The sequence below is a fragment of the Streptomyces sp. NPDC001843 genome (assembly GCF_042891955.1).
Classification (GTDB): Bacteria; Actinomycetota; Actinomycetes; order Streptomycetales; family Streptomycetaceae; genus Streptomyces.
This window is the reverse complement of sequence record NZ_JBIATQ010000004.1, coordinates 530,663-549,656: the sequence shown is the minus strand read 5'-3', so window position 1 is coordinate 549,656 and position 18,994 is coordinate 530,663. Positions and strand designations below refer to the sequence as shown.

The window sequence follows — 18,994 nt, the reverse complement described above, 5'->3', positions numbered from 1 at the left end:
CGGGGTTCCCCAGCGCAAGGCCGATCGGTATTTGACTCGATCGTGTCTGTGAGGTGCGTGGGCGGCGGTGGGGGCTGTGGTGCTTAGTGTGGTGGGGTGGACAGGCAGCGGGAGATCAGGGACTTTTTGGTGTCGCGGCGTGGCCGGGTGTCGCCGCGGCAGGTGGGGTTGCCTGCGCTGGGAGCCCGTCGCAGGGTCCCGGGATTGCGTAGGGAGGAGGTCGCTCTGCTGGCCGGCGTCAGCGTCGACTACTACGTGCGCCTGGAGCGCGGCCACTTGGCGGGAGCGTCGGATTCTGTGCTGGATGCGGTGGCCGATGCACTGCAACTCGATGCAGCGGAGCGGTCCCACCTCTTTGATCTTGCTCGTGCGAGCCGCGGTGGGGGACTCGTGGCGCGGGAGGAGGGCGTGCCGGAGGGGGTGCAGCGGGTGCTGGACGCACTGACTGCGGTGCCGGCCTTCGTGTGGAACCGACGGTTGGACCTGGTGGCGGCGAATCATCTCGGCTACGCGCTGTACGCACCGGTTCTCGCGGAGGCGTCGGCGAGGCCGGTGAACATCGCGCGGTTCAAGTTCCTCGATCCGGCGGCGCGGTCGTTCTTCTACGACTGGGAGACATCGATCCGCAACACGGTCGCGCTGTTGCGGACGGGGGCCGGGATGATGTCCGACGACCAGGGAATGAAAGACCTGGTGCAGGAGCTGTCGGAGGCCAGTGAGCCGTTCGCCCGGTGCTGGCGCGATCACGATGTGCGGCTGCACTGGAGCGGGGTTAAGGAGTACCAGCATCCAGCGGTGGGGCGCCTGAGCCTGCCGTTCGAGACACTGACGCTGCCGGGGCGGCCGGATCTGATGCTGTCGGTCCTGACGCCGGATCCGGGCAGTGCGTCGGCTGAGGGAGTGCGGCAGTTGGCCGACTGGGCGGATGCGCAGCATGCGCTCTCCGCGCGCGTCGAGCCAAGCTGAGCGGGCTGGGTCGAAACGCGTTCGGCGGGCTACTGGTCAGGGACGGGGGCGTCCTGGTGGGCTTCGTCCGGGCTGGTCGCGGCCCAGGATGCGAGCAGGCGGAGCGCGTCGTGGTCGGGTGTGCCTGGTTCGGCGCTGTAGGCGGTCAGCGTGAGGCCGGGGTGTGCGGGCAGCTCCATAGTGTCGAAGTCGAGGGTGATCTCGCCGATGGCCGGGTGGCGAAAAGGCTTGCGGCCGGTGTGGTGCAGGCGCACGTTGTGCTTGGCCCAGGCCGCACGGAACTCGTCGCTGCGGGTGACGAGCTCGCCGATCAGCCCGGTCAGTTCGGCGTCGCCCGGGGCTCGGCCGGCTTCGGTGCGCAGCAGGGAGACGGTGGTGTGGACGGCGGCGTTCCAGTCGGGGAAGAAGCCGCGGCTGGTGGGGTCGAGGAACTGGAAGCGGGCGATGTTGACCGGGCGGCCCGAGCCGGTGAACAGGGGAGCGTAGAGGGCCCGCCCGAGCGGGTTGACGGCGAGGATGTCGAGGCGGCCGTTGCGGATGAAGGCCGGGGCGTCGGTCATGGAGTCCAGAACGCGGGTGAGGCTGGCCGGGACGGCAGTCTTGGCCTTGCGGGCGGCGCGGCGCGGCGGTCGGTGACGCTGGGCGGCGGCCAGATCGTGCAGATGGGCGTGTTCTGCCTCGTCGAGCTGGAGGGCCCGGCTGAGGGCGTCGAGGACCTCCTCGGAGGCGCCGGCGAGCTGGCCGCGTTCCAGGCGGGCGTAGTAGTCGATGCTGACACCGGCGAGCATGGCGACTTCCTCGCGGCGCAGCCCGGGCACTCTGCGGTTCGCGCCGCCGAAGGCCGGCAGCCCGGCCTTCTGCGGGGTGATCTTCGCGCGGCGGGTGGCGAGGAACTCTCGGATCTCGTGGGCGGCGTCCATGCGGTCCACGCTAGGCCGGGTGGAACAGCCCTGGGGGGTTCTGCCAGTACCTGTAACGGCAGTGCCTTCCGTACGGCTGTGAGCTGCGGTTGCCTCGATGGTGGCAGCGGATGCGGTCCGCATCCGCGAGGCGGGGGAAACCCTCCTGCGGATGCCCGTCGGCTTCTCTGGCCGGCAGTGGGCAACGCCGCGTCCTCGTGTTCGCACCTTTGCAGGGAGTCACCTCATGGCACAGCAGTCCGCACCTCGGGAACTGGCCGGTATCGCGCCGAAGCTGGTCGAGGTCACCGACGAAGTCCTCTTCCAGGATGTGTGGGAGCGCCCCGGGCTCGCCCCGCGGGACCGCAGCCTGGTCACGGTCAGCGTGCTGGCCGCGCTGTACCGCAGCGAGCAGCTGCCCTACCACCTGGGCGTGGCGCTGGACAACGGACTCACGGTGGAGGAGCTGTCCGAGGCGATCACGCACCTGGCCTTCTACGCCGGATGGCCCAACGCCATGACCGCGATCACCCAGTTGAAGAAGATCGCGGACGAGCGTTCTGCCTGATCACGGCACATGCTGCGCAACGATGCCCCGCACGGTCGGCGGGGCGGATCGAATCAAAGGAAAGAACGAGATGGCTGTCAACGAATTTGATCAGATGTTCCCCCTGGGGGAGAAGAACGACGCCTTCGCGCAGTACTTCATCGGCCAGAGCTACCTGGCTCCGCTCGCCTCGGGGAGCGTCCCCGTCAGCAACGTCTCCTTCGAGCCGGGCTGCCGCAACAACTGGCACATCCACCATGGCACGGGCGGCGGCGGTGACCAGATTCTGCTGTGCACGGCGGGCAGCGGCTGGTACCAGGCCGAGGGCGAGGACCCCGTCAGCATGGAGCCGGGAACAGTGATCCGCGTCCCGGCGGGCACGAAGCACTGGCACGGTGCGAAGGCCGACTCGTGGTTCTCCCACGTCGCCTTCATCACGCCGGGCGACGACGTCAGCAACGAGTGGCTCGAACCGGTCACCGACGAGGTGTACGGAGCGCTGCCGAGGAACGGAGCGAACGCATGACCATCCAGGACGAAACGTACATGCTGTCCCACGGCGTCGAGATTCCCAAGCTGGGGCTCGGCACCTGGTTCATCGACGACGACAAGGCCCCCGACGCGGTCCGCGCAGCCGTCGAGATCGGCTACCGCAACATCGACACCGCCCAGGCGTACGGCAATGAGCGCGGCGTCGGCGAGGGGGTGCGCACCTCGGGAGTACCCCGTGACGAGCTGTTCGTCTCGACCAAGCTCGCAGCGGAGATCAAGGACTACGACCAGGCGCTGGCCGCGATTGACGGCTCTCTCGCCAAGCTGGGCCTGGACCATGTCGACCTGATGCTGATCCACAGCCCGCAGCCGTGGGACGACTTCCGCGGCGGCGACTACGCCCACGGCAACCGCGAGGCATGGCGTGCCCTGGAGGAAGCCCACCAGGCCGGCAAGATCCGGTCCATCGGCGTCTCCAACTTCCAGCAGCACGACCTGGAGAACATCCTGCAGGGCGCGACCGTCGTCCCGCATGTGAACCAGCTGCTCGTGCACGCCGGCAACACCCCCTCACAGCTGCTGGCCTATTGCGAGAGCAAGCAGATCCTCGTCGAGGCGTACTCGCCGATCGCCCACGGCGCGATCCTGAAGCACGCCGAGGTCCAGGCGATGGCAGAGAGGTACGGCGTGTCCGTCCCGCAGCTGTGCATCCGCTACACCCTGCAGCTGGGCGCCGTGTCGCTGCCCAAGACGGCGAACCCCGACCACATGCGGTCCAACGCCGCAGTCGACTTCGAGATCTCCGACGAGGACATGGACGCCCTGCGGGACCTGCGCGACGTGGACTACGGAGAGCACAGCGCCTTCCCCGTCTACAGCGGCAAGTGACGCCAGACGAGCGCCACCACGCGCTGGCACGGGTCCGGTCCTGACGGCACTACCGAGCCGCTCGGACGCGCAGTCACACGTCTGCGACTGCGTTGACCGTCGCACCTGGTCGACGTGTCTCGCCAGGTGTCTCAGAGCATCCTCGGCTCTTGGCCTGCCGACCAGCACCTGCCCGCGCCAGCCCCGCCCACCTGACCCCGTCGGCGGCACTCTCGCGCCGCGAGCGGAATCCGCGCGTACAGCCCAGGTTTTCCTCACACCGTCACCGCACAAGGAGCATCACGATGCACATCCGCACACTCGGCCAGGGCCTTGAGGTCTCGGCGATCGGTCTGGGCTGCATGGGCATGTCCCAGAGCTACGGCCCCAACCCCGGCGACCGCCACGACATGATCGGCGTGCTCCGCGCCGCCGTCGACCGGGGCATCACGTTCTTCGACACGGCCGAGGTCTACGGCCCCTACGTCAATGAGGAACTCGTGGGCGAGGCGCTCGCGCCGGTGCGTGACCAGGTCGTCCTCGCCACCAAGTTCGGCTGGCACATCGAGGACGGCACGTCGGTCGGGCTCGACAGCCGGCCCGAACAGATCAAGAAGGTCGCCGACGCCTCGCTGCGCCGGCTGCGCACGGACACCATCGACCTCTTCTACCAGCACCGGGTCGACCCCAACGTCCCCATCGAGGACGTCGCGGGCACGGTCGCCGAACTCGTCCAAGCGGGCAAAGTACGCCACTTCGGGCTGTCCGAAGCCTCAGCTGCGACGATCCGCAAGGCCCACGCCGTCCACCCGGTGACCGCCGTGCAGAGCGAGTACTCCCTGTGGACCCGCGACCCCGAACCCGAGGTGCTGCCCACGCTCGCCGAACTCGGCATCGGGTTCGTGCCGTTCAGCCCGCTCGGCAAGGGCTTCCTCACCGGCACCGTCGACACCACCACCGCGTTCACCGAGGGCGACATCCGCGCCACCATCCCGCGGTTCAACGAGGACAACCTCGCCGCCAACCAGGCCCTGGTCGACCACGTCGCCACGCTCGCCCGCGCCAGGAACGCCACCTCCGGGCAGGTCGCCCTGGCCTGGCTCCTGGCCCAGCAGCCCTGGATCGTTCCGATCCCCGGCACCCGCCGCACCGAGCGCCTGGAGGAGAACGCCGGCGCGACACAGGTCGCCCTGTCCGCCGACGACATCGCGGACCTCGACGCCGTGGCGGCCCGCCTCGGCGTGCACGGCGACCGCTACAACGACCAGCACATGCGCCTCGTCGGCGGGTGAGAGGGGCGCCCGCTCTCCTGCGCCTGTGATCTGGCCCGCCTGATCCACGGGGCCCGTCGCACGCGCCATCCGCCCGCCGCCCTGGATGGGATTCCAGATGACCTATTGGTGACGGCCGTTCGCTGCGGGGAGGGGAGCCAAAGAAGCAGCTATCGCCCCGGAACATGGGTGCAACCCGCACTGGTGAAGGCCGACCGGGAAGCCAGCGGCCCGGATGCGGGCGAGCCCGAACGGAAGGACCCGGCCCGGACCGGGGCAGCCTGTCGCGCCCTCGGCATCGCGCAGCGGGCACATAGCGCCAGTCGCTGTCCCGGTGACCGAGGACCGTAACGCCGACACGGCGCAACGAACCCCTTCGCGGCGGCCGCGGTCCGCCCTCAGGGGAGCAAGCGGCCCGGTGCCGGCGCCCTTGCGATGGCGAACTCGGCGTCGAACCGCTCCTTGCCGCCCCTCTCCACCATGGTGGTCAGGTACCGCAGATGCGCGGGGGCCGACTCCGTTTCGCCTCCTCCGCACGCTCCCGCCGCGGACCGTAGATCCGCTCGTTCGCTCAAGCCCGCCGCCGACCGGGCCCCGGAGTCCTGCCCGGGTGCGCGAACCTGGGGGCACGGGCGAACCGTGCCACCAGGATGGCGACCCCGGCCTCGTAGCCCTCGGCCCAGAGCAGCCGCGTCGCCGCGTCCAGCACCTCCTCGGTGTCGAAGAAGCGAGGCCGTCCCGTTCTGGCCATCGGAGTCTGCCTGAGAAGACGCTCGCCCCCGCGATCGTGCGCCGTCTGACGACTCTTCGCAGTTGAGCCAGGCGAAAGGGACCGCGAGGGCGCCGTCCTAGCCGCAGATGACGGTGACCGCGGCATCGGCGATGCGAACCAGGTCCTCGCGCGTGCTGCCGGTCCGCGCGCGGATCGCCAGGGACTGCAGCACCGCCGAGGCGATCGCCGCTGCCGACGCGGGATCGACACCGACCTTCAGCTCGTCGGCCGAGCGTTCGAACCTTTCCCGGAAGACGCGGTCGGCGTCCGCGACGTAGCGCGCCGCGATCGTTCGCGTGTCGGCGTCCTGGAGTGCCTCGGTCACTGCGGTGCACACGATGAAGCAGCCGCGGGCACCCTCGTCGCCGGCCAGTGTGCTCTCCGCGGCGGCGAGGAGGAAGTCGTGGAGCGCCGTGGGCAGCGGGTCGTCCCCCGCCAGGTATGTCTCGATCCCTTCGATCGACACGGCCCGCATGTCCTCGAGCACGCGCAGGTAGATCGCGTGCTTGTTGCCGAACGCTGCGTACAGGCTCGGCCGGTTGACCTGTGACGCGGCTACCAGATCGTCGAGCGCCGTGGCCGCGTAGCCCTTGTTCCAGAACACGTCCCGCATGCGCTCGGCGACTTCCGCCTCGTCGAACTTCCGGGGCCGGCCCCGGGGCCGCGCGGCAACCTCTCCAGATTTTTGTACCATCTCGCATTCAATCCTTGCCTCGAGCGATTTCTATGCGCTACGGTACATAAATCGCCTCGAGGGGTCAACGAGATCACTCTGCGAGGCCTCGTCCGAACCCGGCGAGGTTCCCCGTTCAGCGAGCCCGATGGGGCCGACCAGCACTGATGGAGCCGAAAGTGAAGCAGTACCCGCTCTACGAGAACCCCTACGACGACCTCCAGGTCGACCGCGACACCGAGTTCGAGCTGCACGCCGTGACCCTCGGCCAGAGCGAGCTGGCGGCCTACGTGACCAGCCTGTCGCCGTACGCCGCCAAGCTGGAGACGTACTTCCGCCTCTTCGACGTCAAGCACAAGGTCGTCGCCGAGCCCATCCCCGACGTCGGCCCGCGCGGGAAGGTGCCGTACATCACCCTCGGGGAGACCAGGATCTCCGACTCCCAGCTCATCATCGACTGGCTGAAGCGGACGGTCTCCGACCCCGACACGCACCTCACCGATCAGCAGAAGGCCATCGGCCACGCCGTGAAGCGCACGCTGGAGGACCACCTCTACTGGATCATCATCTACTTCGAGTTCTTCGACCAGCAGGGCTTCGACTTCATCATCAGCAACACGATCGGTGACACGTCGGTGCTGCCGGCCGAGATCCAGGAAGCCATCCAGGTCCGCCGCGACGACTTCCGCAAGCGCTGCTACGACCAGGGCATCGCGCGGTACACGCACGCCGAGATCATCGACAAGGCCAAGAAGGACTTCGAGGCCATCTCGGTCATCCTGGGGGAGAACCGCTTCCTGCTCGGCAACGACGCCCCAAGCTCCTACGACGCGACGCTGTTCGGCTTCATCCAGGCGTTCTTCCAGGCCCGCGGCATGCACCCGGAGATCACCGACTTCGTGCGGACGATCCCGAACCTGGGCCGCTACGTCCAGACCATCCAGGAGACCTGGTACCCCGAGCTCAAGCTGGCCTTCGACCCCGCCTGAAGCGCCACGAGCTGACCCATCCCGGTGGGCCGGCGGGCACGGCGACGTCCACGCCGGCCCACCGGCCCCCGCCCCCCGGACACGTCAGGGTGTCCCGTGACAGGAAAGTGCCATGCCCCTCGCCGTCGCCGTCATCTCCGAGAAGCTGGGGACCTACGCCTCCCAGGACACAACCAAGATCGCCGACGAGGCGCTCGTGCGCGGCCACACGGTCCACGAGGTTGATCCCGCCGACGTCAGCCAGGTCGAGGGGCGCCTTATCGCCAAGGCCCGCCGGTACACGGGCGCCGACGCGGCCGGCAGACAGGAACACCTGCGCATCGACCTCGCGGACATGGACGTGATCCACTTCCGGCCCAACCCGCCGGTCGACATGTCCTACCTCACGACCCTGTACCTGCTGGACCGGATCAAGGACGAGGTCCTCGTCATCAACGACCCGGAGAGCATCATCCGCTTCCCGGAGAAGATCTTCCCCCTTGAGTTCCCCGAGTTCACGCCGCCCACCCTGATCAGCCGCGACGTCGACGAGATCCGCGACTTCGCCGACCGTCACCACGACGTCGTCATCAAGCCGTTGTACGAGTACGGCGGACGCGGCATCGCGAGGGTGACCTCAGCGGCGTTCGACGAGGAACTCGTCAGGGCCCGGCTGGCCGCGGGCAGCCCCCCGCTCGTGTCTCAGGCGTTCCTGCCCCGCATCACCGCGGGCGACAAGCGGATCTTCTTCATCGGCGGTGACGTGGCCGGAGCCTTCGTCCGGATCCCGAAGCGCGGCAGCTACATCGCCAACATCGCGCAGGGCGGTTCGATCCACCCGACGACGCTCACCCCGCGCGAGGAGGAACTCGCACGCCTGCTGGGGCCGAAGCTGGTCGAGCGGGGGATCTACATCTGCGGCATCGACGTCATCGACGATCACGTCACCGAGATCAACATCACCTCCTCCGTGGGGTTCTCCCAGATCGAGGAGCTGTACGGCGACAAGCCCCAGACCGCCTTGTGGGACCTCATCGAGAAGACGGCCTAGCAGCCGCGGGCGTCAGCCGCACGGCACACCGCATTTCCGCCACGGACCCCGAAAGGAGCCGGCCATGCCGGCAGCACACCGCTCGATCACGCACGAGAAGCTGCGTGAGGTCACGGACGCCATGTTCGCCGCGACCAAGGACGACCTGCTGGGACTCGAGACCGAGTGGGCTGTCCATCCGGCGGCGGACCCGGTGGCCCGCCCCGACCTGGGCCAGCTGCTGACCCTGGCCGACTCCCCGCTGCCCGAGGCAGGACGTCTCACCGTGGAGCCGGGCGGCCAGATCGAACTGTCCTCGGCCCCTCAGCCATCCGTCTCGCACGCGATCCGCGCCGTGGAAACCGACGCCGCCGTGCTCGAGCAGCGGCTGTCGCGACTCAGCCTGCGGGCCGAGAGCCGAGCCGTGGACGTGCGCGACCCCGTCCGCATCCTCGACCAGCCCCGCTACCGGGCCATGAACGAGCACTTCGACCGCCAGGGCGCCGCGGGCCGCTGGATGATGACCAACACCTCCTCCGTGCAGGTCAACATCAGCAACGATCCCGCGGACCCTCTCAGCCGGTGGCGGGTCCTCAACCTGACCGCACCGGTACTGATCGCGATGTTCGCGAACTCCCGCGCCGTCGACGCCTCCGGCGCCACATGGGAATCGGCGCGCCAGGGCATCTGGTGGAACATCGACCCCACCCGCACCCGGCCGGTCCCGATGTCCAACGATCCCAGCGGCAGCTGGCTGCGCTATGCGCTCGATGCGCTCGTGTTCTTCATCCCCACCCAGGGGCCGGGACGTCCAGGAGGCGTCGGGGTGAGCGAGCCGATGACCTTCCGTCAGTGGATGCACCGCGGCCACGAGTTGGGGTGGCCCACGATCGACGACTTCCGCTACCACCTCACCACGCTCTTCCCGCCCATCCGCCCCCGAGGCTGGATGGAACTGCGGGTCCTGGACGCCCTGCCCCGCGCCGAGCGTGCCGCCGCCGCGCTGGCGGTCGCGACCATCGGTCAGTCAGGCGTCCGCGAGGAACTCCACGCACGATTGCCCGACACCAGCGACCTCTGGCTCGATGCGGCCCGGCACGGACTGCATCACCCACGGCTCGCCGAGGCCGCGGCCATCCTGTCGAGCGTCTTGTCAGCGCACGCGCCGCACGTGGCCGACACCCGCGAACACGTCGACCTGCTCGACTCCTTCCTCGACAGGTTCACCGCGCGGCACCTCGCCCCCGGCTCCCACACGTGGCTGCCACTGCCCATCGACCTGACCGGCATGAGCGTTCGGCGATCGCCCTCCACGCCACCCATCACGACTCTCGCAGCCGCGCCCGACCTCGCCTGCACCACCTGAACCGGCACTTCGCAGTCGAGGGCGCAGAGGAGGCCGACACGTCGGCCCCGGACGTCCGCAGCGTTTCACCACCGTCCAGACCGCCGCGCCCCGCTGCCGCGTCATCACCGTCGGCTGCGTCAACGCCGACTCCGTCCCAGCGCCGGGCGTCGCTGTCTACGCGCTGACCAAGACAGCCGATGGCCCGTTCGCGGAAACCTTCAAGCAGATCGTGCCGGTCGGTGACTACGCCGAGCTGCCGGCATCGCCTACCGCGCCTGCCCGAGGCCCGGTTCGTCACCGGCACCAGCTCGAATCTCGACGGCGGCTTCGCTGTCTGAACCCACCCCGAGCCGCCGGGCGGGGCATCTCCCCCAGCCCCGCCCGGCCCCCCTCCGCCCATCCCCAAACACACGTCACAGAATGTCCCGCCCCGGCCAAGGCGAACTGCTCAAAGGAGCCCGATAACGATGACCACCTCCCCCCGCACTGCGATGCCGGTGGTCCAGATCGCGTTCAGCGCCCTCAACATCGAGGCCACCACCGCCTGGTACCGCGACGTCCTCGGCTTTCTTCCGGCCGATGGCGTCAACGGCGGCGGCGCCGGATCCGGGGCCACGATGGGGCTGCCCTCGCTGCGCACCGACCTCGTCAAGATGGTCGACAACGCCGACCTCTTCCAGCTGGAGTTCTTCCGCTTCCACGACCCGGTCTCCCAGCCGACCGACCGCCACCCCAGCGACGCCGGCTGGGCACTGGTCGGGCTCTACGTCGACGACCTGGACGCCGCCCTGTCGCGGCTGCGCGCAGCGGGAGCCCCGATCGGCCCCGTCCTCGGCGAGGGGACAGACGGCAGGGTCGTCACCCGGGACCCCGAGGGCGTCTGGCTCGAACTGCGCGAACGCACCCCCGGATTCGGCCCGCACGAGGTCCGCCGGGCCCAGGTGACCACGGGGTTCGTCCGGGCCGTCGTCAGCGACCTCGACAAGGCGAAGGAATTTTTCTCCGGCGGCCTGGGCCTGCGTGACACCGGAACCACCCTGCACGATCCGGCCGACGAGGCCCTGTGGAGCTCCCTCGCCAGCGCAACCCGGTCCGCCGTCCTGTCCACCGACGGCAATCTGGACGGCCTGCTGATCGAACTCGTGCAGTACACCGAGCGGATCCCGCGACCGCTCCCAGCGAACTACCAGCTCTCCGACCAGGGTTTTGTGAACGTCGCCTTCGGATCCCGCAGCGTCGCGGACTACGAGACCGTGACCGAGCAAATCAGCAACGGCGGCTACCGGCTGCTCCCCGAGATGTCACACGGGACGGCCCGCGCCCGCTATCTCCTCGGCGCCGACGATCTCAGCGTCGAGCTGATCACCATCCCCGACAGGGATCTGGAAAAGATCCACGGATTCGAGCCGACGTCCGACAGAGAACCGACCACGCGGTCGCGACCCTGACGCCGCCGCCTCCAACAGCGCCCCGGCCCGAAGAAGAGACACCGCCCGCCCTCATCCGGGCGGGCCAGGAGACCGGGCGGCGGGCAGAGGGGACATCACCCTCCGCCCGCCGCCGATCCCGACCATACGCACACCAATCATCAACAGGTCCTCGCCATGCGACGGCCGCATCACCATAGAGAGCAGAGCACCCATGCCCAGCCAGCCCAGCACTGACGCCGTGCCGAACACCGTCGACACCGTTCCGCACCTGCCACCGGGCTTCACCGACACCTTCACCAGCCGCATCGTCAACGTCGACGGCGTCGCCGTACACGCCGTCGTAGGCGGCGAGGGCCCGCCACTGCTCCTGCTCCCCGCCTGGCCCCAGTTCTGGTACGGCTGGCGACTGGTGATGCCCGCACTCGCCGAGCACTTCACCGTGATCGCCGCCGACATCCGCGGTGTCGGCGCCAGCGACAAGCCCACCACCGGGTACGACTGCGCCACCCTCGCCGACGAACTGGCAGGACTCATGGCCGCGCTGGGCCACGACCGCTACGCCGTCGCCGGCTACGACCTGGGCATGATGATCGGGTACGCACTCGCGGCCAAACACCGTGAGCGCGTCACCCGCCTCGCCGTCGCCGAGGCGATCCTGCCGGGCATCTCCCAGTCCCCGCCGCTCGTCGCGGACGCGGCCACCAACGAGATCTTGTGGCACTTCGTCTTCAACCGCCTGTCGGACATCAACGAACGCATGGTCGCCGGACGCGAGGAGATCTACTTCGGCCACCAGTTTGCCTCCAAGGCCGCCACACCCGACGCCATCCCGCCCCACGCCGTCGACGTGTACGTCGACGCACTGCGCGACCCGGCCGCACTCCACGCCAGCTTCGAGTTCTACCGCGCCGACCACGCACCCCTGCTGACCGCCTGGCAGCAGGAGGGACCACTGGACATACCGGTGCTCGCCATCGGCGGAGAGTTCTCGGTCGGCGCCGGCGTCGAAAACGTCATGCGGGAAGTCGCCACCGACGTCACCGGACTGATCATTCCCGGCTCCGGCCATTTCGTCACCGAAGAAGCCCCCGACGCCATCACCAAGGCACTGCTCGACTTCTTCCGCTGACCGATACCGTCCCCGCCCTCGTGCCCGTTGCGGGAACGCGACGGGTGAGGGCCTCCTGGAATGAGTGATGAGCCATGTGACGGCCTCCCACCGGGCGAGTGCTGCCCTGTTTCGGGCGGCGCCCCTGCCCCCAGCAGATCCACCGTGGCTGGCAAGCGCATCATCGCAGTCGGCGCCAGGGATGCTGGCCGGAACCCACTGGCTGAACGGGCGTCGGGAACGGACGGCAGTTCACGTCTGGCCGCGGACGGGTGCGGAGTGGTTCAGCGACCGGGTCAGCTCCCGGTTAGCTGCGCGGGCCGCGTCGAGCTCTTGAGAGCGTTCGTCGAGTTCACCCTGCTTGTCGGCCAACTGCTGTTCCAGCAGGGTGATACGCCGTTGGAGCTGATCGATATCTGTGGGAGCTGCGAGCCGGGCGTGCTCGCCTGGGAACCCCTCGGCAAGCGCCTGATCGTCGAGCAGGTCTACGACCACCACGGCAACGTCGGCCAGGGCAGCACCCCGCTCCTGGTCTTCGACGCCTGGGAACACGCCTACTACCTGCAATACAAGAACGTCCGCCCCGACTACGTCACCAAGCTCTGGGACCTCGTCAACTGGGAAGATGTCACCGCCCGCTACACCGCAGCAACCAGCGCCTGACCCAGCAGCACAGCACCACCCGGCGGGCCGGGAAGCCACCACGGCTTCCCGGCCCGCCTCGTTCGGCGACCGTCCAGCCAAGATCAGAAACGCATCCGCTCAAGATCCCCCACAGCGTTACGCACTCATCCTCACGAGCAATATGTGAACCCCTGATTCGCCACAGAACGTGACCACCACACGCCCGGACTCGCCAACTAACGTTCAACAGGCCCGCCAACAAGGAATCAACGAAACGCTCCCACCTTGTGCTTCGGGAGCTCAGCCTCGCCATCTATCGATCAAAGTCACATCCGGCCTCACTCCCCCGGCGCGAGCGTGCGGGCGAGCACGCGTGCCGTGTCGGCGATCAGCGCGTCGTCCACCGTCGCGTCCGGTGCGGCCCTCGACGACAGCACGGCCAGCACGAGGGGTGTTCTCCTGCTGGTCCAGGCGACGCCGATGTCGTTGGCGGTGGCGTAGTCACCGGTCCCCGTCTTGTCGCCGACGACCCAGTTCCGAGGCAGCCCGGCGCGGAACCGCTCGTCGCTCGTCCGGTTGCCCTTCAGCCAGGCGACGAGTTGTCCGCGGTCGGCGTCCGCCAGGGACCGGCCCACGGTCAGCCGCGTGAAGCTGCCGCCGATCGCCTCCGGCGTGGTGGTGTCGCGCAGGTCGCCGGGAACGGCGGAGTTCAGGTCGGGCTCCCAGCGGTCGAGCCTGCTGACCGGGTCGCCGATCGAACGGAGGAACCGTGTGAGGCCGGCCGGTCCGCCGATCTCACGCAGCAGCAGGTTTCCCGCCGCGTTGTCGCTGTACTGGATCGCGGCGGCGCACAAGTCGCCGACCGTCATGCCGGTCTCGACGTGCTCCTTGGTGACCGGGCAGTTGTTCAGTTCCACGTCGGCCGGCGGATAGTGGATCACCTTGTCCAGCGGCGCACAGCGGTCGTGGTCGCGCAGGACCGCCGCCGCGGCGAACGCCTTGAACGTGGAGCACATCGCGAACCGCTCCCCCGCCCGGTGGGAAACGACCTGCCCGGTGCGGAGATTGCGCGCGAACACGCCCAGGCGCGCCGAGTACCTCTGTTCGAGGTCGCGCAACTCGCCTTCCATGTCGCTCGATGCGGAGTTCTGCGCGGCCGACGCGGTCGGTGCCGACGCGGTGGAGGCGAGAACGGCGGTGGACACGGCGAGCCCGGCCTTGAGCAGGCCACGTCGCGGAAAAGGGGTTGCAGTGGTCATGCGCACAGCGAAACAGCCGGACCTCTCCCATGTCCAAGAGTGAACTTTCAACGCTCCATAACTAGTTGATATGACTGCAGGGTGGATCTGCTCGCACATCTGGAGGCGTACGTGGCGGCCGTCGACGAGGCCGGCTTCTCCCGCGCGGCCGACCGCCTCGGTATCGCACAGCCGCTCCTGAGCCGACGCGTCAAGACGCTGGAGGAACACTTCGGCGGCCTGCTGTTCGACCGTTCGCGGCGGCAGGTCACGGTCACCGAGTTCGGCCGGCTCCTCCTGCCGTACGCGAGGGACGTGCTGGACCGGGCCGAGCGGTTGCGACACGTCGCGGGATCGGCCCGGCAGACGGCGGTACGCGGCGTGGGCGTCCCCGCGGACTGCGGCCCGGCGGCGCTGGCGCGGGTGATCCGAGCCGGTACGCAGCACGGCATTCCGCTCGGCGTGCACGAACTGCCCCCGGCCGAGCGGGTCGCGGGCCTGGCCGCCGGGTCCCTGACGTACGCGCTGCTGCGCGTCCCCCCGGAGAACGCCGCCCTGCGTGTGCCGCTCGGTCTGGCTTCGGCGCCGCCGAACGCGCCGGACGAAGCGCCTCCCGGCGCGGCAGGGCTCCGGCAGCAGTCCCGTCGGCGCACGGTCCACCTGGAGGATCTGCGCCCGGCACGCGGTCGCGGCGCGCCGCGCGAGCGGCGGGCCGCGCAGCCGATCCTCACCATGGCGGAGGACCAGGTCCCGCACGCCCAGGACCGGTTGCGTCGTGCGGCGGCCAGGGCCGGGCTGCCGGAGCACGTGGTCCGTCCGGCCGGGCCGTCCGCCACCGCGCTCGCCGAGACCCTCGCCGGGCGGGTGACGCTGCTGTGCGCGGAGTCGTTCGCCCGTCGGAACGGTGCGCGGTGGGCGCGGCTGGCCGACGCGTCGCTGCACCGGGGGTACGAGCCGGGGTCGGACCGGAGTCAGGGTGCGGCGGCCGTGCCGGACTGGCTTGTCGCACTGCTGGCGGCCGCGATCGGCGCATCGGCGGACGAGGGGCCCGCGTCGTCCTGGGCGTCCGCGGAGGGCGCCTCGTCGCGGCTGGCGGCGCGCGGATGAGCGCCGGGCCCGGTCGGCGTCCGGCCTGCGTCGGGGACGACGCCGTCCTCCTCGACGTCGCCGAGGCGATCGCCGCGGACTGGGCGGAGACCGGTGTCCGCGGCTCGTTCCTCGCCCGTCACATCGACACCGGTGAGCAACTCGGCTTCGACGCCGACGAGCCGGTGCCCCTCGCCTCGGTGGTCAAGGTCCCGCTGGCGCTGGTCGTGCTGGACCGGATCGCGGCCGGGGAACTGGACGCCGGCCGGCAGGTGACCGTCGACCCGGCCACCAGCAGTGTCGGGCCCACCGGTCTCGCGGCCTTCCGGCACCCGGCCACCGTGGCCGTCGGCGACCTGGTCTTCCTCATGCTCTCGGTGAGCGACAACGCCGCCGCCGACGCACTGCTCGACCTCGTCCCGGTGGCGGACGCCGACGCCCGCCTGGGCGCCTGGGGATGCCCCGGGATCCGGGTGCGGCACCGGCTCGACCGCATGTACCGATGCGCGGCGGGCGCCGCGGGCAACGACTTCTCGCTCGCCCTGGAGCTCGCCATCCGCGACGACCGCTCGGGGCGGCACACCATCGAGACTCTGGACCCGGCCCACGCCAATCTGGGGTCCGCCACGGCGCTCGTCACCCTGCTGCAGCGCGTCTGGCGGGACGAGATAGCCCATGGCGACGCCACGGCGGAACTGCGCCGGCTGATGGGGCTGCAGGTCTTCGCGCACCGGCTGGCGAGCGAACTGCGCGCGGACACCGTCCGGGTGAGCGGCAAGACGGGCACGTTTCTTCATCTGCGGCACGAGATCGGCGTGGTGGAGGCAGAGTCCGGTGACCGGGTGGCCATCGCCGCGCTCACCCGCTCCGACCGGCGGGCGAGCCTGGCACCCGACATCGACCTCGCCATCGGGATCGCCGCCCGGCAGGCCTTCGAGGCGCTGCGCCGCTGAGGCGCCGGCGGTCACCGGGCCCGCAGACGTCACCCGGTGGCCGCGGCCTTCTTGATCGCTTCGCGGATCCGGGAGTAGGTGCCGCAGCGGCACACGTTCTCGATCCGGTCGATGTCGGCGTCGGTCGGGTCGGCCGTCTTCTTCAGCAGGGCCGCCGCGGCCATGATCTGGCCCGGCTGGCAGAAGCCGCACTGGGCGACGTCGCGGTCGAGCCAGGCCTGCTGCACGGGGTGCAGGGTGTCGCCGTCGGCCAGGCCCTCGATGGTGGTGACCTCGCGGTCCGCGCAGTCGGCGACCGGCACGACGCAGGGCTGGACCTCCTCGCCGTCGAGATGGCTGGTGCAGGCGCGGCAGACACCGACACCGCAGCCGTACTTGGGTCCGGTGACGTGCAGCAGGTCCCGCAGCACCCACAGCAGCGGCATGCCGGCGGGCGCCTCGACGGTGACGGGCTTGCCGTTGAGGACGAAGGAGTAGGAGGGCATCGGCACCTTCTCGCGAGTGTCAGAAGTTCAGGGGGAAGCGGCGGGGCTTGGTACCGGTGGCCCGGGCGTAGGCGTTGGCGACGGCACCGGCCGCGGCCGGAACGCCGAGCTCCCCCGCGCCGCCCGGTTCCCGCCCGGAGGGCATGACGTGCGCCTCGAAGTGCGGCGGGGAGTGCCGCTGGCGGGCGTAGTGGAAGTCGGCGTAGCTGCTCTCGCGTACCGCGCCGCGGTCGATGTGGAGGCCGGCCTGGAGGACGGTGGAGATGCCGTCGATCGCGGTGCCCATGAGCTGGGCCTGAAGGCCCCTGGGGTTGACGGCGATTCCGACGTCGGCAGCCATCACCACCTTGGTCACCCGGGGGTTCTTCGGGTCGGTGGCGTCGATCTCGGCCAGGCAGGCGACGCAAGAGCCGTACTCCTCGTGGACGGCGACACCCTGTGCCTGGCCGGCCGGCATGGCCCGCCCCCAGTCCCCGGCGGCGGCGACCTTGTCGAGTACGCCTCTGACGGCCTTGTTGCGGAGCGTGGCGCGCCGGAAGGCGACCGGGTCCTCGCCCAGGCTCGCGGCCACCTCGTCCACGAGGACCTCCTCCGCGGTGCGCATCGTCCCGGAGTCCACCGACCGCCACGCGCCGAGCGGCATCGCCAGTTCGACCGAGCCCGAGTCCCCGGAGACGCGGCCGAAGTTGTACAGGCCGCTGTCGCTGGGCAGCGGGCCGGCGGCACGGACTCCGACCGGGGCCCTCCCGCCCTGGGCCGACAGTCCCCGCCCCTCGTACGACTCGCTCACCGAAGCCATGGTGTGGGTGAACGCCACCACCCTGCCCGCGGCGTGGCTGGCCCGGATGCGGTGGTGGCTGGCCGGGCGCATCCTGCCGTGCCGGATGTCGTCGGCGCGGCTCCACATCAGCTTCACCGGGCGGCGTGCCGCCTTCGAGATGAGGGCTGCCTCGATCGCCACGTCGTAGTTCAGCCTCCGGCCGAACGAACCGCCGCCCCGGATCACATGGACCCGTACTCTCCCCTTGGGCAGCCCGATCGCCGAGGCGATGCTGTCCCGCGCGTCCATCGGTGTCTGGGAGGAGAACCAGATCTCGGCACGGCCGGGGCGCACGTCCGCCACCGCCGTCAGCACCTCCATCGGCGCATGACTGACGAAGGCGAACTCGAACTCGCCCTCGACCTGCGTCGTTCCGCGTGGCGGGGTCCCCTGCCGGGGCACGGCGGCCCGCAGCCGCGAGCGGATGCCGGCGTCCGACAGCGCCACGAGCGGACCGGGGGCCCAGGTGATCCGCAGGGCGTCCCTGGCCTGGAAGGCGTGGTGGAAGGTCTCCGCCACCACGGCGACCCCACCGGCGGTCCTGACGACCGCGTGCACACCGGGCATCGTGCGGGCCACCCGGTCGTCGACGGACACGGCCTTGCCGCCGAGCGTGGGCGGCCGGGCCACCACGGTCGGTTTCGCTCCGGCCACCGTCAGGTCGCCGGTGTACTTCGCCTTGCCGGTGACGATGTCCCTGGCGTCGATACGGGTGGTGGGCCGGCCGATCACCCGGTGCCGGGAGGCGGGCTTGGGTCTGCTGGAGACGGCGGGACGGCGGATCCGGGCGGCGCTCGCGGTCAGGGATCCGAAGGTGGCCGAACGCCCGTCCGGCGCGACCACCTTCGTGTCCTTGGTGTGCAGCGACCGCGCGGGAAGGTTCCAGCGCCTGGCCGCCGCGGTCACCAGTTTGGCGCGCGCCGTGGCCGCGAGCTCGCGGGCCGGGCCGTACAGCGAACTCACCGAGCTGGAACCGCCGGTGTACTGGTTGCCCTTGGCGCGGGCCTCGGCGAGCGGCACGTCGACGTCGGCGAGCCGGGCGTCCAGTTCCTCGGCGATCATCATGGCGACGGCGGTGGTGACGCCCTGGCCGACCTCGACGCGCGGCAGCCGTACGACGACCTTGTTCGCTTCGGTGACCTCGAGGACCAGCATCTCCTCGTCGGTGCCGGTCACGAGGACGTCGGAGCGCCCCGGACGCCCGGCGGGCTCGGCGCCTTCCGCGGCCGACGCGTCGCAGGCGAGGGGGGCCGCGACGGTCAGGGTGGACGCGGCGAGCGAGTAGACCATGAACCTGCGACGGGACAACTGGCGGGCCAACAGGCGCTCCTTACAGGTTCCGGTTCGGTACGGCGCTTTCGCCGACTGGTATGAGGGGTCAGCGCCCTCCGGGGTTGCCTGCGCGGGCCCGTGGACC

General features: G+C 70.1%; 18 protein-coding genes and 1 pseudogene. 13 read left to right on the top strand and 6 right to left on the bottom strand.

Annotated features, from left to right (window positions below; all coding sequences use genetic code 11):
• Positions 1 to 96 precede the first annotated feature (96 nt).
• Positions 97 to 966, top strand: coding sequence for a helix-turn-helix domain-containing protein (locus ACFYZQ_RS13935; protein ID WP_389146066.1), 870 nt, complete (start codon positions 97 to 99; stop codon positions 964 to 966).
• Positions 967 to 995: 29 nt separating this feature from the next.
• On the opposite strand, the gene ACFYZQ_RS13930 is transcribed toward ACFYZQ_RS13935, so the two are convergent.
• Positions 996 to 1,886 carry a helix-turn-helix transcriptional regulator gene (locus ACFYZQ_RS13930; protein WP_389146063.1) on the bottom strand — a complete coding sequence of 297 codons (891 nt, stop codon included), beginning with the start codon at positions 1,884 to 1,886 and terminating at the stop codon, positions 996 to 998.
• A 226-nt stretch (positions 1,887 to 2,112) separates the two neighbouring features.
• Here ACFYZQ_RS13930 and ACFYZQ_RS13925 point away from each other — a divergent pair, with 226 nt between their 5' ends.
• The 4 genes from ACFYZQ_RS13925 (at position 2,113) to ACFYZQ_RS13910 (ending at position 5,063) form a co-directional block, all read left to right on the top strand.
• Positions 2,113 to 2,433 (top strand): carboxymuconolactone decarboxylase family protein, encoded by a 321-nt coding sequence (locus tag ACFYZQ_RS13925; protein ID WP_382570399.1) that lies wholly within the window; start codon positions 2,113 to 2,115, stop codon positions 2,431 to 2,433.
• A 70-nt stretch (positions 2,434 to 2,503) separates the two neighbouring features.
• The gene (locus ACFYZQ_RS13920; protein WP_382570402.1) at positions 2,504 to 2,938 is read left to right on the top strand and encodes a cupin domain-containing protein; all 435 of its coding nucleotides are present in this window, start codon (positions 2,504 to 2,506) and stop codon (positions 2,936 to 2,938) included.
• Positions 2,935 to 3,792, top strand: a complete 858-nt coding sequence (locus ACFYZQ_RS13915) for an aldo/keto reductase (RefSeq protein WP_382570404.1) — start codon at positions 2,935 to 2,937, stop codon at positions 3,790 to 3,792. Before ACFYZQ_RS13920 ends, ACFYZQ_RS13915 begins: the two co-directional genes overlap by 4 nt.
• Positions 3,793 to 4,076: 284 nt before the next feature.
• Positions 4,077 to 5,063, top strand: a complete 987-nt coding sequence (locus ACFYZQ_RS13910) for an aldo/keto reductase (RefSeq protein WP_389146058.1) — start codon at positions 4,077 to 4,079, stop codon at positions 5,061 to 5,063.
• A gap of 550 nt (positions 5,064 to 5,613) precedes the next feature.
• On the opposite strand, the gene ACFYZQ_RS13905 is transcribed toward ACFYZQ_RS13910, so the two are convergent.
• Both ACFYZQ_RS13905 and ACFYZQ_RS13900 read right to left on the bottom strand, forming a co-directional pair.
• Positions 5,614 to 5,793 carry a hypothetical protein gene (locus tag ACFYZQ_RS13905; protein ID WP_389146055.1) on the bottom strand — a complete coding sequence of 60 codons (180 nt, stop codon included), beginning with the start codon at positions 5,791 to 5,793 and terminating at the stop codon, positions 5,614 to 5,616.
• 97 nt (positions 5,794 to 5,890) lie between these two features.
• Positions 5,891 to 6,508 carry a TetR/AcrR family transcriptional regulator gene (locus tag ACFYZQ_RS13900; RefSeq protein ID WP_389146052.1) on the bottom strand — a complete coding sequence of 206 codons (618 nt, stop codon included), beginning with the start codon at positions 6,506 to 6,508 and terminating at the stop codon, positions 5,891 to 5,893.
• A gap of 158 nt (positions 6,509 to 6,666) precedes the next feature.
• On the opposite strand from ACFYZQ_RS13900, the gene ACFYZQ_RS13895 reads away from it, so the two are divergent.
• The 6 genes and pseudogenes from ACFYZQ_RS13895 to ACFYZQ_RS13870 form a co-directional block, all read left to right on the top strand.
• The gene (locus tag ACFYZQ_RS13895; protein WP_389146049.1) at positions 6,667 to 7,476 is read left to right on the top strand and encodes a glutathione S-transferase family protein; all 810 of its coding nucleotides are present in this window, start codon (positions 6,667 to 6,669) and stop codon (positions 7,474 to 7,476) included.
• Positions 7,477 to 7,588: 112 nt separating this feature from the next.
• Complete coding sequence (locus ACFYZQ_RS13890) at positions 7,589 to 8,506, top strand: hypothetical protein (RefSeq protein WP_389146046.1); 918 nt, start codon at positions 7,589 to 7,591, stop codon at positions 8,504 to 8,506.
• Positions 8,507 to 8,570: 64 nt separating this feature from the next.
• On the top strand, positions 8,571 to 9,851 hold the full coding sequence (locus ACFYZQ_RS13885) for a glutamate-cysteine ligase family protein (protein WP_389146044.1): 1,281 nt from the start codon (positions 8,571 to 8,573) through the stop codon (positions 9,849 to 9,851).
• Positions 9,852 to 10,300: 449 nt separating this feature from the next.
• Positions 10,301 to 11,281 (top strand): VOC family protein, encoded by a 981-nt coding sequence (locus ACFYZQ_RS13880; RefSeq protein WP_389146041.1) that lies wholly within the window; start codon positions 10,301 to 10,303, stop codon positions 11,279 to 11,281.
• Between the two features lie 193 nt (positions 11,282 to 11,474).
• Positions 11,475 to 12,392: an alpha/beta fold hydrolase gene (locus ACFYZQ_RS13875; RefSeq protein WP_389146038.1), complete on the top strand. Its 918-nt coding sequence runs from the start codon at positions 11,475 to 11,477 to the stop codon at positions 12,390 to 12,392.
• 414 nt (positions 12,393 to 12,806) lie between these two features.
• A pseudogene (locus ACFYZQ_RS13870) lies at positions 12,807 to 13,034 on the top strand (Fe-Mn family superoxide dismutase); the annotation flags it as partial.
• Between the two features lie 299 nt (positions 13,035 to 13,333).
• Here ACFYZQ_RS13870 and bla read toward each other — a convergent pair.
• Positions 13,334 to 14,254 carry a class A beta-lactamase gene (bla, locus tag ACFYZQ_RS13865; protein ID WP_389146035.1) on the bottom strand — a complete coding sequence of 307 codons (921 nt, stop codon included), beginning with the start codon at positions 14,252 to 14,254 and terminating at the stop codon, positions 13,334 to 13,336.
• 81 nt (positions 14,255 to 14,335) lie between these two features.
• On the opposite strand from bla, the gene ACFYZQ_RS13860 reads away from it, so the two are divergent.
• Both ACFYZQ_RS13860 and ACFYZQ_RS13855 read left to right on the top strand, forming a co-directional pair.
• Positions 14,336 to 15,340, top strand: coding sequence for a LysR family transcriptional regulator (locus ACFYZQ_RS13860; RefSeq protein WP_389146032.1), 1,005 nt, complete (start codon positions 14,336 to 14,338; stop codon positions 15,338 to 15,340).
• Positions 15,337 to 16,272, top strand: a complete 936-nt coding sequence (locus ACFYZQ_RS13855; RefSeq protein ID WP_389146029.1) for a serine hydrolase — start codon at positions 15,337 to 15,339, stop codon at positions 16,270 to 16,272. Before ACFYZQ_RS13860 ends, ACFYZQ_RS13855 begins: the two co-directional genes overlap by 4 nt.
• A gap of 29 nt (positions 16,273 to 16,301) precedes the next feature.
• Here ACFYZQ_RS13855 and ACFYZQ_RS13850 read toward each other — a convergent pair whose 3' ends face one another.
• A complete protein-coding gene (locus ACFYZQ_RS13850; RefSeq protein WP_389146026.1) occupies positions 16,302 to 16,757 on the bottom strand; it encodes a (2Fe-2S)-binding protein in 456 nt (151 codons plus the stop codon).
• 19 nt (positions 16,758 to 16,776) lie between these two features.
• The gene (locus ACFYZQ_RS13845) at positions 16,777 to 18,867 is read right to left on the bottom strand and encodes a molybdopterin cofactor-binding domain-containing protein (protein WP_389146256.1); all 2,091 of its coding nucleotides are present in this window, start codon (positions 18,865 to 18,867) and stop codon (positions 16,777 to 16,779) included.
• Between the last annotated feature and the right edge of the window lie 127 nt (positions 18,868 to 18,994).

What these genes read in the sequence shown, in the direction of transcription:
- ACFYZQ_RS13845 (WP_389146256.1), bottom strand. Translation starts at nt 18,867, where the DNA reads ATGGTCTACTCGCTCGCCGCGTCCACCCTGACCGTCGCGGCCCCCCTC.
- ACFYZQ_RS13875 (WP_389146038.1), top strand. Translation starts at nt 11,475, where the DNA reads ATGCCCAGCCAGCCCAGCACTGACGCCGTGCCGAACACCGTCGACACC.
- ACFYZQ_RS13930 (WP_389146063.1), bottom strand. Translation starts at nt 1,886, where the DNA reads ATGGACGCCGCCCACGAGATCCGAGAGTTCCTCGCCACCCGCCGCGCG.
- ACFYZQ_RS13920 (WP_382570402.1), top strand. Translation starts at nt 2,504, where the DNA reads ATGGCTGTCAACGAATTTGATCAGATGTTCCCCCTGGGGGAGAAGAAC.
- ACFYZQ_RS13855 (WP_389146029.1), top strand. Translation starts at nt 15,337, where the DNA reads ATGAGCGCCGGGCCCGGTCGGCGTCCGGCCTGCGTCGGGGACGACGCC.
- ACFYZQ_RS13915 (WP_382570404.1), top strand. Translation starts at nt 2,935, where the DNA reads ATGACCATCCAGGACGAAACGTACATGCTGTCCCACGGCGTCGAGATT.
- ACFYZQ_RS13905 (WP_389146055.1), bottom strand. Translation starts at nt 5,793, where the DNA reads ATGGCCAGAACGGGACGGCCTCGCTTCTTCGACACCGAGGAGGTGCTG.
- ACFYZQ_RS13925 (WP_382570399.1), top strand. Translation starts at nt 2,113, where the DNA reads ATGGCACAGCAGTCCGCACCTCGGGAACTGGCCGGTATCGCGCCGAAG.
- ACFYZQ_RS13900 (WP_389146052.1), bottom strand. Translation starts at nt 6,508, where the DNA reads ATGGTACAAAAATCTGGAGAGGTTGCCGCGCGGCCCCGGGGCCGGCCC.
- ACFYZQ_RS13910 (WP_389146058.1), top strand. Translation starts at nt 4,077, where the DNA reads ATGCACATCCGCACACTCGGCCAGGGCCTTGAGGTCTCGGCGATCGGT.
- bla (WP_389146035.1), bottom strand. Translation starts at nt 14,254, where the DNA reads ATGACCACTGCAACCCCTTTTCCGCGACGTGGCCTGCTCAAGGCCGGG.
- ACFYZQ_RS13850 (WP_389146026.1), bottom strand. Translation starts at nt 16,757, where the DNA reads ATGCCCTCCTACTCCTTCGTCCTCAACGGCAAGCCCGTCACCGTCGAG.
- ACFYZQ_RS13880 (WP_389146041.1), top strand. Translation starts at nt 10,301, where the DNA reads ATGACCACCTCCCCCCGCACTGCGATGCCGGTGGTCCAGATCGCGTTC.
- ACFYZQ_RS13885 (WP_389146044.1), top strand. Translation starts at nt 8,571, where the DNA reads ATGCCGGCAGCACACCGCTCGATCACGCACGAGAAGCTGCGTGAGGTC.
- ACFYZQ_RS13890 (WP_389146046.1), top strand. Translation starts at nt 7,589, where the DNA reads ATGCCCCTCGCCGTCGCCGTCATCTCCGAGAAGCTGGGGACCTACGCC.